The 14,974-nt window shown below is 23.4% G+C and carries 15 protein-coding genes; all 15 read left to right on the top strand.

The window, feature by feature from the left end:
- Positions 1-86 precede the first annotated feature (86 nt).
- The gene (gene mutL / locus EV215_RS03055) at positions 87-1,901 is read left to right on the top strand and encodes a DNA mismatch repair endonuclease MutL (RefSeq protein ID WP_134112519.1); all 1,815 of its coding nucleotides are present in this window, start codon (positions 87-89) and stop codon (positions 1,899-1,901) included.
- Between the two features lie 71 nt (positions 1,902-1,972).
- Entirely contained in the window at positions 1,973-2,440 is a 468-nt protein-coding gene (locus EV215_RS03050) for a 23S rRNA (pseudouridine(1915)-N(3))-methyltransferase RlmH (protein ID WP_134112629.1), read from the top strand.
- Positions 2,441-2,450: 10 nt separating this feature from the next.
- Entirely contained in the window at positions 2,451-2,813 is a 363-nt protein-coding gene (locus tag EV215_RS03045; RefSeq protein ID WP_134112518.1) for a hypothetical protein, read from the top strand.
- Between the two features lie 2 nt (positions 2,814-2,815).
- Positions 2,816-3,184 carry a YwiB family protein gene (locus EV215_RS03040; RefSeq protein WP_134112517.1) on the top strand — a complete coding sequence of 123 codons (369 nt, stop codon included), beginning with the start codon at positions 2,816-2,818 and terminating at the stop codon, positions 3,182-3,184.
- Positions 3,185-3,228: 44 nt separating this feature from the next.
- Entirely contained in the window at positions 3,229-4,521 is a 1,293-nt protein-coding gene (locus EV215_RS03035; protein ID WP_134112516.1) for a tetratricopeptide repeat protein, read from the top strand.
- Positions 4,522-4,545: 24 nt separating this feature from the next.
- On the top strand, positions 4,546-6,018 hold the full coding sequence (gene lysS / locus EV215_RS03030; protein WP_134112515.1) for a lysine--tRNA ligase: 1,473 nt from the start codon (positions 4,546-4,548) through the stop codon (positions 6,016-6,018).
- 134 nt (positions 6,019-6,152) lie between these two features.
- The gene (locus EV215_RS03025) at positions 6,153-7,322 is read left to right on the top strand and encodes an ABC transporter permease (RefSeq protein WP_134112514.1); all 1,170 of its coding nucleotides are present in this window, start codon (positions 6,153-6,155) and stop codon (positions 7,320-7,322) included.
- Complete coding sequence (locus EV215_RS03020) at positions 7,315-8,004, top strand: ABC transporter ATP-binding protein (protein WP_134112513.1); 690 nt, start codon at positions 7,315-7,317, stop codon at positions 8,002-8,004. Before EV215_RS03025 ends, EV215_RS03020 begins: the two co-directional genes overlap by 8 nt.
- Positions 8,005-8,014: 10 nt before the next feature.
- Positions 8,015-8,452 carry an ATP-binding protein gene (locus EV215_RS03015; RefSeq protein WP_134112512.1) on the top strand — a complete coding sequence of 146 codons (438 nt, stop codon included), beginning with the start codon at positions 8,015-8,017 and terminating at the stop codon, positions 8,450-8,452.
- 121 nt (positions 8,453-8,573) lie between these two features.
- On the top strand, positions 8,574-9,146 hold the full coding sequence (gene hpf, locus EV215_RS03010) for a ribosome hibernation-promoting factor, HPF/YfiA family (RefSeq protein WP_134112511.1): 573 nt from the start codon (positions 8,574-8,576) through the stop codon (positions 9,144-9,146).
- Positions 9,147-9,269: 123 nt separating this feature from the next.
- Complete coding sequence (radC, locus tag EV215_RS03005; protein WP_166667329.1) at positions 9,270-9,938, top strand: RadC family protein; 669 nt, start codon at positions 9,270-9,272, stop codon at positions 9,936-9,938.
- 16 nt (positions 9,939-9,954) lie between these two features.
- Positions 9,955-10,851 carry a PSP1 domain-containing protein gene (locus EV215_RS03000; RefSeq protein WP_134112509.1) on the top strand — a complete coding sequence of 299 codons (897 nt, stop codon included), beginning with the start codon at positions 9,955-9,957 and terminating at the stop codon, positions 10,849-10,851.
- Between the two features lies 1 nt (position 10,852).
- A complete protein-coding gene (locus EV215_RS02995; protein ID WP_134112508.1) occupies positions 10,853-11,578 on the top strand; it encodes a tRNA1(Val) (adenine(37)-N6)-methyltransferase in 726 nt (241 codons plus the stop codon).
- An 11-nt stretch (positions 11,579-11,589) separates the two neighbouring features.
- Positions 11,590-12,927 (top strand): HD-GYP domain-containing protein, encoded by a 1,338-nt coding sequence (locus EV215_RS02990; protein WP_134112507.1) that lies wholly within the window; start codon positions 11,590-11,592, stop codon positions 12,925-12,927.
- A 66-nt stretch (positions 12,928-12,993) separates the two neighbouring features.
- Positions 12,994-14,970, top strand: a complete 1,977-nt coding sequence (gene uvrB, locus EV215_RS02985) for an excinuclease ABC subunit UvrB (protein WP_134112506.1) — start codon at positions 12,994-12,996, stop codon at positions 14,968-14,970.
- Positions 14,971-14,974 lie beyond the last annotated feature (4 nt).

Below are 14,974 nucleotides of genomic sequence, written 5' to 3'. Positions count from 1 at the left end.
CCTTTTTATTGTAGTATTTATTCTAAAAAAATTGTATAATATACTATTATAATATATTTATTAATATTTAAGAAAGAGGTTTTAAAATGAATAAAATAAAAATACTTGATGAATCTATTTCAAATATAATAGCTGCTGGTGAAGTAGTCGAAAACCCCGCAAGTATGATAAAAGAACTTATTGAAAATAGCTTGGATGCAAACTCATCTTCAATTAAAATAAATGTTACAAACAAAGGAAGAAATGTAAAAATAATAGATAATGGTAATGGTATGTCAAAAACTGATCTTTTTTTATCTATTGAACGGCATGCTACAAGTAAAATTATTTCAAAAGAAGATATTTATAATTTAAAAAGTTATGGATTTAGAGGTGAGGCACTTGCTTCTATTGCTTCTGTTTCTAAAATGTCTATTGCTTCTAAAAATATTGATAGCATTACTGGACATCAAATATACGTTAATGCTGGTAAAATTATAAAAGATAAAGAAGTTGTAAAAAATCAAGGAACTGAAATAGAAATAAAAGAATTATTTTTTAATACTCCCGCTAGATTAAAATTTTTACGTACAAAAAATACCGAATACAATAAAATTAAACATGTCGTATTAACACAAGCTCTTGCTAATTACAATGTTTCTTTTCAACTTTCTTTGGATAATAAGATCGTTTTAAAAACAAGTGGAAAAGGCTTTGAAAATTGTATTACTGAACTTTTTTCATTTAATATACTTAAAAATTTAAAAAAGTTTAAATATGGTTACTACGGAACTATGGATATTTTGCGTAGTACAAAAGATTATATTTTTACTTATATAAATAAAAGATATGTAAAATCAAAAATTATTGAAACTGCTATAATTGATGCTTATTATACAAAACTTATGAAAGGAAAATATCCTTTTGCTATAATATATTTTGATATTAACCCTAAAGAAATTGACGTAAATGTTCATCCTTCTAAAAAAATAATTAAATTTTCTAATGACAATACTGTTTATAACGATATTAAATCAGAATTAAAGAAAACTTTATGGGAAAATGAAAGCGATTCTATGCCCTCTTTAAATATTGAAAATAATAATATTAAACCTACCAAATATTTTAATAATGAAAAAATTACTACTACTCCTACTCAAATATTTAATAATTTTGAATTAAATAAACAAAATTATCAAGAGATTAAAAAAATTGATTCTATTTATAAAATAAAAGAGGAAAAAAATAGTTTTGTAGAAAATATTAATATACAAAGTAATAATAACTTTCAAAATTTTAATAAAATTTCACAAAAAAAAGTTGTTAATGATAATATTATGGAGTATAAAATAAATAGATTAAAAAATATCAAAATACTTGGACAATTAAATAATATGTATATTTTAGTTGAAAGAAATGAAACTCTAGAAATATATGACCAACATATCGTTCATGAAAGAATTCTCTATGAAGAATTAAAAGAAAAATATTATAATAAAAAAATATCAAAACAAAATCTTCTTACTCCAATCAGTATAGAAGTTAGTGAAATCGAAAAAGAAAAAGTTATACAAAATTTAGATATTTTTAATGATTTTGGATTTGAAATAGAAGATTTTGGTGAAAATGAAATTATTATTAGAACAGTTCCTACATTTAATTTTAGAAAAAGTGTTAAAGAAACTTTTTTTAATATTATAAAGGAGATGATGTCCAAAAAAGAAACAGATATCAGAGAAAATATTATTATATCCATGTCATGTAAAAACGCCATAAAAGCAGGAGAAAAATTAGAAATCGAAGAAATTTCAATACTTCTTAATAAATTATATTTATACGGAAAATTTACTTGCCCGCATGGTAGACCTATTATTTTAAAAATTCCATTTTTGGAATTAGATAAAAAATTTGGTCGAAAATAGTATTGACTTATATCTTCCTAAGATGTTATAATTCGTCTGTTTCTAAAAAATAAAGTAGGTGTTATATAATGATAGAAGTAAATTTGATTTGTGTTGGCAAAATAAAAGAAAAATATATAAATAATGGAATTGATGAATTTACAAAAAGATTAAAACCCTTTTGTAAATTTAAAATTATAGAATTAAAAGAAAGAGGCAATGATAATAATCGAGATGACTCTATAAAAAAAGAATGTGTTGATATACAAAAAATTCTAGAAAAACTAAAAGGTTACACAGTTTTATTAGATGTTTCTGGAGAGCATATTTCATCGGAAAAAATGTCAAAAAAAATTGAAGGACTTACTGTTAATGGAGTAAGTAGAATCAATTTCATCATTGGCGGTTCATATGGTGTTAATGACAGTATTAGGTCTATTTCAAATTATAGACTTAGTTTTTCCAAAATGACATTCCCGCATCAATTAATGCGTTTACTTTTTTTAGAGCAATTATATAGATGGTTTTCTATAACTAATAATATTAAATATCATAAGTGAGGTGTTAAAAATGTATTCTATCGGAGAGAGATTTATTTATGAAATTGATGATGATGATATAGAGTTTGAAGTAATTGGTGATATGATAATGCATGGCAAAGAATATTTAGTTGCACAAAATATATTTGAAGAAAAAAAATATATTTTTTATTATGATGACCTTGAAGAAATCATTGTTTTGATCGATGATGAAGAAGAATCTGATGAACTATTAGAAGAGTGGGAATCTGAATATTATGGTACTGCTGCTGAAATAGAGTTTTGGGATGATGATTACGAATCTTTAGAAGATGAAGATTTAATTGATAATAACGAACTTTATATCGAAGATGATTTTGATGACTATGATGAATTTTATGAAGAGGAATTTTAATAATGAATATAAAATTAAAAATTTCTACATTTGATAGTTTTAACGAAAAAACAGAAAATATTTTCAATGGTACTAAAACTATTAATAATGGTATTATAAAATATACTTATAATGATGAATTTGGTGTAAATAAAATATTTTTAAAAAATGATAGTATAAAAATATTTAGAAAGGGTAAAATAAATAGTAAACTTATTTTAGAGCTTAATAAACATACTCAATTTAGTTATTCGAGCTCATATATAAATAAAATATTTAAAATTTCAACAAAAAAAATTGAAACACTTGAAAAAGATATAAAATTAGTGTATTCTATATATGATGATTCAGAATTAGTAAATAATATTACAATTCACATAAAAGAATTATAAGAGAGCAAATTTAATTTGCTCTCTTAATTTTAGAAAGGAGTTTTATGAAAAGGCAATTACTATTTATTATGCTTTTATTTTCATCAATTTCTTATTCAAAAATAGAAATATCTGGAGTAAATTTTGTTAATACTCCTATTACTCTTATTTCTCAAACAAAAGGAAAATGGTATATTTCCGGAAAACCAACATATTCAAAAGGTAAATTGATTGATAGTGGATATAGTGCTACTTTTATCCCAGATACAATTGGTAATTTTGAGGTAACTTTTGAACATAATAATGGTGAAAAAGAAATAAATTTCTTTGAAATAAAAAGCATTAATCAATTTGACGAAAAACAAATTTATGATATAATAACTGAGAGTTTCAATTCTAAAAATTTAAAATTATTAAAATATGGTATAAATTTACTTGAATTAAATTTTCCTAATTCTAAATATATTAATTTTAGTTACAAAAAAGCTATTGAATTAAGTAAAATTGATAATGATTTTAAAACAGGTTTGAATTATTTAAATAAATTGAATTCTAATTTTATTGGTCTAGAAAATGAATATGTAGATTTGTTAAAAATAAATTATCTATTTTATGATTTTTTTAATAAAACTGAATTAAAAATACAAGTTTTAAAAAAATTAGTGAAATATGATAATCGATATAAAAAAGAACTTTTTATTACATATTTTAATGATGTAAAATACCATAATTTAGGTTTAGAAAATCTTGAAAAATATTTTTTTGAAAATTTTGATATAAATATAGCTAATATTTTAGCCAATTATTATGAAAAAAATAAAAATTATGAAAAAGCTGCTTTTTTTTACTCTAAATTTAATAATTATTTAGCTGCCAAAAATTTGCTTTTAGCTAATAAAGATTATTCAAGTTTATTTAAATTATTATCTGAAGATGAAAAAAACAAATTAAAATTAATTGAAGACGACAAAAAAAATAAAACTAGATATAGCGAGTATTACCAATATGCAAAAGAAAATATTTTAAAAGAACGTTTTGAACTTGCTGAAATATATTTAAAAAGAGTCCTTAGCCAATCAAATGATGACAAGCTTAAAAAACAGGCAGCTATTGATTTAATTTCTATTTATAATTTAAAATATAAATATACTGAAGCACTGAGTACTTATAATAAATATTTAAAAAAATTGATTTCTTTAAAAGATATTGATATTTATTATAATATCGGTCTTATTTATTACAAATTAAATGACAAAGAAAATAGTTTAAAGATTTTTAATGATATAATAAATAAATACCCTAAAACAATCTGGGCTACAAAATCAAATATATATAAAATTAGATTACAAAAAATATAATTATTAATATAGAAGGAGAAAAATATGAGTCAAAATACTGAAAAACACATTGATCAAATTATTAATGATAAAATCGAAAAAATCAATGAATTAAAAAAAATGGGAGTAAATCCATATGGAGAAAAATATAATAAAAAAGATTTGATTGGTGAAATTTTAAAAAATGATGAAAATGAAGAAGTTTTTTATCAAACTGCAGGAAGAATAATGTCTTTTAGAAGAATGGGAAAAAATGTTTTTGCACATATAGAAGATTATACTGGAAAAATACAAATATATATAAGAAAAGATATTGTTGGTGAAGAAAATTATGAGATTATTAAAAAAATGGGTATCGGAGATTTCATAGGTGTTTATGGATTTTTATTTAAAACTAAAACTGGTGAACTAACACTAAAAATTAAAGAATTTAAATTGCTTTCTAAAAACATGAGACCATTACCTGAAAAATTTCATGGTTTAACAGATATTGAAACTAGATACAGACAAAGATATTTAGATCTTATAATGAATAAAGAAGTAAAAGATACTTTTATTAAGAGAACTCAAATTATTAATTCTATTAGAAGTTTGTTAAAATCAAAAGGCTTTTTAGAAGTAGAAACTCCTATGATGCATCCAATTGTTGGTGGAGCTTCAGCTAGACCTTTTATTACTCATCATAATGCTTTGGATATGGAATTATATTTAAGAATCGCTCCAGAATTATATCTAAAAAGATTAATTGTTGGTGGATTTGAAAGAGTTTTTGAATTAAATAGAAACTTTAGAAATGAAGGAATTTCTACTAGACATAATCCTGAATTTACAATGATAGAGTTATATCAAGCATATGCTGATTTTCATGATATGATGGATATAACAGAAGAAATAATCACTACAGTTGCAAAAGAAGTATTAGGAACTACAAATATTAATTATAATAATAAAGATATTATTTTAGAAAATTTTAAAAGAGTTCATATGGTAGATATAATAAAAGAAATAACAGATGTTGATTTTTGGAAAGAGATGACTTTAGAAGAAGCTAAACAACTAGCAAAAGATAATGATGTTGAAATAGCTGATCATATGTATACAGTAGGGCATATTATAAATGAATTTTTTGAACAAAAATGTGAAGAACATATTATACAACCTACATTTATATATGGACATCCTGTAGAAATATCACCTCTTGCAAAAAGAAATGAAAAAGATCCTAGATTTACAGATAGATTTGAATTATTTATTGATGCAAGAGAATATGCTAACGCATTTTCCGAATTAAACGACGCTATTGATCAAAAACAAAGATTTGAAGCACAATTAAAAGAAGCTGAGCTTGGTAATGATGAAGCAAATTCTGAAATTGATTTTGATTTTGTTGAAGCACTAGAATATGGAATGCCGCCTACAGGTGGTTTAGGAATTGGAATAGACAGATTAGTAATGTTACTTACTAATTCTCCTTCAATAAGAGATGTCATATTCTTTCCTCATATGAGAAGAAAATAATTTTAATGTCCTGTTTTTTACAGGACATTTTTTATAAATAATTTTTAAGAATATCTTTATTTATGATACAATAAAGTATATAATATAATAAAACATTATTTTTTTCATAATTTTATTAAAATTTAGGAGGATTCATGACAATAGAATTTTTTATAGCTAAAAAACATCTTCTTGAAAGAAAAAAACAAAGTTTTTTAGCAATCTTAGGCATAGCTATTGGTATAATTGTTCTTATTGTATCTATTGCAATTGGTAACGGATTAGATAAAAATATGATAAACGGAATTTTATCTATTTCGCCACATATTCTTATTGATAATGGTGGATATAATATTGAAGATTATAAAAAAATTGAAGAAAATTTATCAAATATAAATGGAATTTCTGGTATTGTACCACAATTTTCAACTCAAGGAATATTGAAATATCAAAATAATTTCATAAATGCAATGCTTGGTATAAAAGTAGAAGGGATATCAGAAGATAAATTAATTAATGATATGAATTTCAAAGAAAAAATTGTAGCAGGCAATATTAATTTTTCTAAATTAACTTCTATTTTATTAGGAAAAGAACTTTTTGACCAATTAGGTGCTAAAGTTGGAGATAAAGTTCAACTTATTTCTGCCGAGAATAAAAAAATCTATCTTACTATTGTTGGTGTTTTTCAGACTGGATATTTAGAACATGATACTACTTTGGTAATTATTCCTTTAAAAACAGCTCAAATAATTTCAGATAGTGGAGAAGTTGTAAAAAATATAGATGTTCGTTTAAAAAATCCTTATGATGCTTATAAAATAAATGATATTATAAAAAATAAAATTAATTACCGTTCACGTACTTGGGGTGAATTAAATAGTACTTTACTAAAATCTATATCTTTAGAAAAAACTGTAATGATTGTACTTGTATCATTAATAATTATAGTTGCAGGATTTGTAATAGGTGTTATTTTAAATATGATGGTTAGAGAAAAAACAAAAGATATTGGTATATTACGTTCTATAGGATATTCTAAAAAAACTATTATTAATACTTTTTTATTAGAAGGAATATTTTTAGGTGGAATAGGAATATTTTTAGGATTAATTTTTTCAGCTTTTATATTATATTTAATAGAAAATTTTTTATTTGAAAAATTAACAGCTATTTATTATCTAACTAGTATTCCAGTTGACATAAGTTTTTTTGAGATATCAATTATTGTTATATCAGCTTTTATAATTATTATTCTTTCTAGTTTTTTCCCTGCTTTAAAGGCTGGTAATTTAAACCCTGTGGAGGCTTTAAAATATGAATAATCACATTCTTAAACTTGAAAATATACATAAATATTATTTTGAAAATAAAAATAAACTTCATATACTTAATAATCTAAATTTAGAAATAAAATCTGGTGAATTTATAAGTATTTTAGGAAAATCCGGTTCTGGAAAAACAACACTTTTAAATATTTTAGGCCTTTTAGATGCAGTTAATAGCGGCGCTTTATACTATGATGGTATAAATATCAATGAGCTTAATGAGCAAGAAAAAAATATTACACGTAATAAATATCTTGGTTTTGTTTTCCAATTTCACTATCTTTTACCTGAATTTACTGCTCTTGAAAATGTTACTTTGCCTTGTTTTGTCCAAAATAAAAATTTAAAAAATATTAACAGCATAAAAAAAAGAGCTAGCGAATTATTAGAAATATTAGAATTAAAAGATAGATTAAATCATAAACCCTCTATGCTTTCTGGTGGTGAAAAACAACGAGTTGCTGTAGCAAGAGCTCTTATTAATAATCCAAAAGTACTTCTTGCTGATGAACCTACTGGAAATCTTGATGAAGAAACAAGTGAGCATATTAACTCTTTATTTAAAAAAATTAATACTGAATTTAATCAAACAATTATTGTTGTAACTCATAGTTCAGAGCTTGCAAATGTTTCTCAAAAAAGGTATCATTTAAAAAAAGGAGCTTTAGTTTTAAAGTAAAGGAGGATTTATGCTTTTAAAATCATTTTTTATAAATTCTGAATACAAAGACATAAAATATTGTAGAGAAGAAATTAAAAAAATCTCAAAAAAATACGATTTTTTTGAAGAATTTCATTCTTATATTGAATTAGCTTTAGGAGAAGCTTTAACAAATGTTATAAAACATGGTCAAAAAAAACTTATAGAAAAACCTGGCATTAATATTAATGTTTTTTTAGAAAATAATTCTATTCTACTAGATATATCTTTCGAAGGGGAAATAATTGATGAAAATATTTTAAATAAAGGGAAACATTTAAATGATTCTTTAAATATAAATACACTTTCAGAGTCTGGAAGAGGAATCTTTTTAATTCATACCTTGATGGATGAAGTTGAATATTACCAAGAAAATGATTTAGTGAAAATAAAAATGAAAAAATTTTTAAAAAAAAATGAAAAATAAAAAAGGATTTTTTCAAATCATAAGTATATATAAGTATAACATTATTTTATATCTCAATTAAATGATATATTTACATAATAATAAACTAAAAAATACTACACAAAGAAAGGAAGTGGGACTTATGAGAATTATCATAAGTGGAAAACACCTTGAAATCACAGAAGCAATTAGAGACTATGCAGAAAAAAAAGTTGGAAAACTAAAAAAATACTTTGATAATATTATCGAAGTAGATATCACATTATCAGTGGAAAACACTAAATCAGAAGGGGAAAAACATATTGCAGATGTTTTAATATTTGCAAATGGTACAAAGTTAAAAGCTGAAGCAGCTGACAAAAATCTCTATGCTTCAATAGATGAGGTTATTGATATTTTAGAAAATCAAATAACTAAATATAAAGAAAAATTAAGAGATAATAAACACAAACATAGCGAGAAATTTACTTTAAAAAAAGCAAATCGAATTTTTACTGAAGAAGAAGAAAAAATAAATATAAACGGAGAATTAAAAAAAATAATCTCTACAAAAGTTTCTACAACTAAACCAATGAGTGTTGAAGAAGCTATATTACAAATGGAAGCTCTTGAAACATCTTTTTATTTATTCTTAAATCATGAAACTGATGAATTAAATATAGTTTATAAGAGAGATGATGGTGATTACGGTCACGTAGAACCTGATTGGAATTAATATATTAAGCTAAAGCTAAATGCTTTAGCTTTTTTATTTTTTTAAAAAATTTTATTCTTTTCTATTTTTTATTTAATTGACAAAAAAAATAAATCTAGTTATAATTATAAATAGGTGATTAAAGTGGGCAATGAAGGACATAGACAAAGATTAAAATTAAAATTTTTAAATAATGATATAGATTCTTTTTTAGATTATGAAATCATTGAATTACTTTTAACATTTTCAATTCCTAGAAAAGATACTAAACCTATTGCAAAAGAACTTTTAAAAAAATTTGATAATTTAAATTCAATTTTAAATGCATCAAAAGAAGAACTTTTTCAAATAAAAGGTTTTAAAGAAAATAGTTTTATTTTAATAAAATTATTAAATTCTTTAGTAAAACTTTCTTTAAAGGATAAAATGTATTCTAAAATAAAATTTACTTCTTTAAAGGATATTTTAGATTTTTTATATTTAGAACTTTCTTATCTTGAAAAAGAAAATTTTAAAATTATTTATTTAGATACTAAAAATCAGTTTATTTCTGATGAGATTTTATTTGAAGGTACTCTTGATAAAAGTATTATTTATCCTCGAGAATTAGTAAAAAAAATCCTTTTTCATGAAGCAAAATCTGTTATTTTTGTTCATAATCACCCTTCTGGTGATGTCTCACCTTCAAAATCAGATATTGATTTAACACTTTTTCTTAAAGATTTATTATATAAATTAGAAATAATTTTATTAGATCACATTATTATTGGTAAAAATTGTTATTATAGCTTTAAAGAAAATAACATTATTTAGTTAGGAGGAATTTTTTTTGGAATACAATGTACTTGGAGTAATTTTTAATGTTACTAAAAAAAGATATTTTTTCGAAATAAAAAAAGAAGATAAAACAACTTATAAAAAAGGGGATCATGTTATAGTCGATACTGCAAGAGGTCAAGAATTAGGTACTGTTTATGCAGAAGCTTCTATAAAGGATGAAAAAGAGCTTGTTTTACCTTTAAAACCTGTTATAAAAAAAGCTTCAAAAGAAGAATATGATTATTTTTTAGAACTTCGTAAAGAAGCTGATTCCGCTTTTGATATATGTAAAAAGAAAATTTTTGAACATGAATTACCAATGAAGTTAGTCACTTCAGAATATACTTATGACAAAAGTAAATTGATTTTTTATTTTACTGCTGAAGGAAGAATTGATTTTAGAAAATTAGTCAAGGATTTAGCAGCTATATTTAAATTAAGAATAGAACTTCGTCAAATTGGTGTAAGAGATGAAGCTAGAATCCTTGGTAGTGTTGGTCTTTGTGGTGTTGAACTTTGCTGTAGAAAATTTATTAATAAATTTGACTCTGTATCTATTAAAATGGCAAGAGAACAAGGATTAGTTATAAATCCATCTAAAATATCAGGGGCATGTGGGAGATTATTATGTTGTATAAAATATGAATATTCACAATATGTAGATGAATTAAAAAAATATCCTGCTGTTAATCAAATTGTTGAAACGCCTCTAGGTTCTGGTAAGGTGACTACTGTTAACCCTTTAAATGACTATATGTATATTGAAATTCCTGAAAAAGGAATAAATAAATTTTCTTTGCGTGAAATTAGATTTGATTTAGAAGAAGCTAACTCATTAAAAAACAACCATTATGAATCAGATGAAAAAATTGATAAAGATTTATTAAAAAAATTAGAAGAGGAATAATATGTCTTTTATAGAAAATGATGAAACACTTGATACTTTACAAAAAGTAAATAAAAAAATTATTCAAAAGAAAAAAGGATTTAGATTTGGTGTTGATGCTGTTTTATTAGCCAATAATATAAAAATAGATAAACCCTCTAAAATATTAGATATTGGTACTGGAACAGCTATTATACCTCTTCTTATTTCAAATAACAAAAATATTGAATACATTGATGCAATTGAAATTCAAGATGAAATAGCTAATATGGCTAAAAGAAGTATAGAATATAATTCATTAGAAAATTTAATTAATATTTATAATATAGATATAAAAGAATTTAAAAAAAATAAAAAATATGATATAATTATTACTAATCCACCATATATGAAATGTGAAACTAGTAATATTAGTAGTAATATAATAAAAGCTATTTCACGTCATGAGATAAAATTGACTTTAGATAATTTACTTCAATCTGTTAGAGAACATCTTACATTAAATGGTAGTTTTTACTTAATATATCGAACTAACAGGTTTTATGAAGTTATTACTAAGTTAGAAAATTACAAATTATATCCAAAAGAAATAAGGTTTGTATACACAAAACAAAATAATAAAAATTCTGATTTGTTTATTTTGAAATCTATAAAGGGAAAAAAAGGGGATTTTAAAGTACTTGAACCTCTATACATATTTGATAAAAAGGGAGAATACAGTACTGAGGTCAAAACTTATTATTACTAGGAGGCAATGCTTTGAAAATTCTTATTTTTAGTGACGAAAATTTATCAATCAACTCCCCTTTAAATTTTGAACTTGCATTTGTTAAAACTATTGAAGAATTATTAGAAAAACTTAATACTTTTAAAGATTTTGTTTTTAGTATTATTAAAATTGGGAATAATTCTAAAAAAGTTGTTTCTATTTTAAATAAATACAATATACCTTTTTTAGCTCTTTATAATAATAAAGAGTTTGAAGATGCTAACTGGTATTTAAAAAATGGCGCAAAATCAATAATAACTCATGATTTTTATAATGATTTCAATCTTGACTTAATTAAAAACTATTTAAAAAATAATGAAAATAATGATTATAAGCTTCTTTACGAATTTACGAAAATTCTTAGATTAAATCTTGATATAGAAAACATCATACTACAATTAGAAAAATTTATTAAAAATAGTTTTAATGTAGATACTCTTTTTATAATAAAAGAAAAGTATTATTATAGAAAAAAAGTATTTAATAGTAAAAATGAAGCGATTTTATCTAATCATTATAAATTAAATTTTTTAAATAAATTTAATGAAGAAAATTATTATACGCCAATTAATTTTGAAAAAGAGAAAGCTTTACTTTTGCCTATTATAAATAAAAATGATATAATTGGTAAAGTGCTATTATTTCGTCAAAAAATTCTTTCGCCGAAAGAATTGGAATTATTAAATATTATTTTAAGTCAATTTGCTGTTGTTTGTAAAAATTATTTTTTATTAGAAAATAGTAAAAATCATTACTATAATATTGTTAAAGCCTTAATAAAAGCAATTGAAGCTAAAGATAAATATACAAAAGGACATACTTCTCGAGTAGCAAAACTTTCAAAAGAAATAGCACTAATACTTAATTTACCTAAAAATCATGTAGAAACTATTGAAATGGCTGCTTTTTTACATGATGTTGGAAAAATCGGTATTAGAGATTCTGTTCTTTTAAAACCAGGTAAATTATCAAATGAAGAATATGAAGAAATTAAAAAACATCCCGAATTTGGTTTTGAAATAATTAAAGATATAGAAGGAATGGATAAAATTGCTGAAATAATTAAATATCATCATGAAAGATGGGATGGTAAAGGATATCCTGAAGGATTAAAAGGATATCATACTCCTCTTGAAGCTAGAATTATTGCAATTGCAGATTGTTATGATGCTATGACTACTGCTAGACCTTATAGGAAAGCTCTTTCTCATGAAATTGCTCTTAAGGAAATAAAAAAATATAGTGGCTCTCAATTTGATCCTATTTTGTCAAATTTATTTATAAAAAATGAAAAAATATTTAAAAAAATAATTTTAGAATTCAATTAAACATGTTACAATTAAAATGCCGAAATAATTCGGCATTTTTTAAATTTAAAAAAATAGGTGATAAATATGTTTAAATTAGTGTCTAATTTTAAAAAATCTGGTGATCAACCTGAAGCAATAAAAAAATTAAAAGAAAATATAGAATTTGGACATAAACATCAAGTTTTACTTGGTGTTACTGGTTCTGGTAAAACTTTTACGATAGCAAATGTAATAAATGAAACAAGTAAACCTACTCTAATTATCGCACCAAATAAAACTTTAGCAGCACAACTTTATTCTGAATATAAAAAATTTTTCCCTTATAATGCTGTTGAATATTTTGTATCATACTATGACTATTATCAGCCTGAAGCATATGTCCCAACTACTGATACATATATTGAAAAAGATAGTTCCATAAATGAAGAAATCGATAAGTTACGCCACGCCGCTACAGCTGCTCTTATGACTAGAAAAGATGTAATTATCGTTGCATCTGTCTCTGCTATTTATGGTTTAGGTTCTCCAGATACTTACAAAAAAATGACGCTTTCTCTTGATCGAAAAGTCGGAGCTTCACGTAATCAAATTATATCAAAATTAATAAAATTACGTTATGAAAGAAATGATTATGATTTTGAAAGAGGAAAATTTAGAGTTAAAGGTGATATTATTGATATATTTCCTAGTTATATGGATACTGGATATAGACTTGAATTTTTTGGAGATGACTTAGAAGAAATTTCAGAAATTAATACTCTTACTGGTCAAACGACAAGAAAAAATATCGAAAGATTTTCTTTGCTTCCTGCTACACATTATCTTGCAGAAGAAAGTAATTTTAATAATATTATTTCTTCTATTGAAAAAGATTTAAAAGAACAAGTAAAATTTTTTGAATCAAAAAATATGCTTTTAGAAGCTCAACGAATAAAACAAAGAACAAACTATGATTTGGAAATGTTAAAAGAAATTGGATATTGTAAAGGAATAGAAAATTATAGCCGATATCTTACAAATAAAAAACCTGGTGAGACACCTTTTACTCTTTTAGATTATTTTCCAAAAGATTTTCTTATATTTGTAGATGAATCTCATATTGGAATTCCACAAATTAGAGGAATGTATAATGGTGATAAAAGTAGAAAAACTACATTAGTTGAAAATGGATTTAGACTTCCTTCAGCTCTTGATAATAGACCTTTAAAATTTGAAGAATTTTTAAAAAAAGCTAATCAATTAATATATGTTTCTGCTACTCCTGGAGATTATGAACTTGGAGCAAGTAGTTGTGTTGTAGAACAACTTGTTAGACCAACTGGATTAATAGAACCTGAAATAGAAATAAGAAAAACTCAAAACCAAATTGACGACCTTATGGAAGAAATCCGTATAAGAGAAGAAAAAAAAGAAAGAATTCTTATTACTACTCTTACAAAAAAAATGGCTGAACAACTTACTGAATATTATTTAGAATATGGAATAAAAGTGAAATATATGCATTCTGATATAGACACTCTTGAAAGAATCGAAATCATTAGAGAACTTCGAAAAGGTAGTTTTGATGTATTAATTGGTATAAATCTTCTTAGAGAAGGTTTAGATATTCCTGAAGTTTCTCTTGTAGCTATATTAGAGGCAGACAAAGAAGGTTTTTTACGTAGTAAACGTTCTCTTATACAGACAATGGGAAGAGCTGCTAGAAATATAAATGGTAAAGTTATACTTTATGCAGATATTATGACAAAATCTATGAATGACGCAATAAAAGAAGTAGAAAGACGTAAGAAAAAACAAATAGCATATAATAAAAAATATAATATTAATCCAAAATCTGTAATTAGAACTATTTCTGAAGAAGTTCTCAATTTTGACTATGGACTTGATTTAAAAGAAACTATAAAAATAAAACAGGTCTTTAAATCTAAAAAAGATATAGAGAAAGAAATAGCAAAACTTGAAAAAGAGATAAAAATTTTATCAAAAGAACTTGACTTTGAAAAAGCAATTGAAAAAAGAGATATAATGTTAAATTTAAAAAAATTATTATTGGAATTGTAGCGTG

Source organism: Hypnocyclicus thermotrophus, from assembly GCF_004365575.1.
GTDB classification, from domain to species: Bacteria; Fusobacteriota; Fusobacteriia; order Fusobacteriales; family Fusobacteriaceae; genus Hypnocyclicus; species Hypnocyclicus thermotrophus.
The sequence above is the reverse complement of the archived record's forward strand: the minus strand, read 5'-3'. Positions and strand labels throughout refer to the sequence as shown.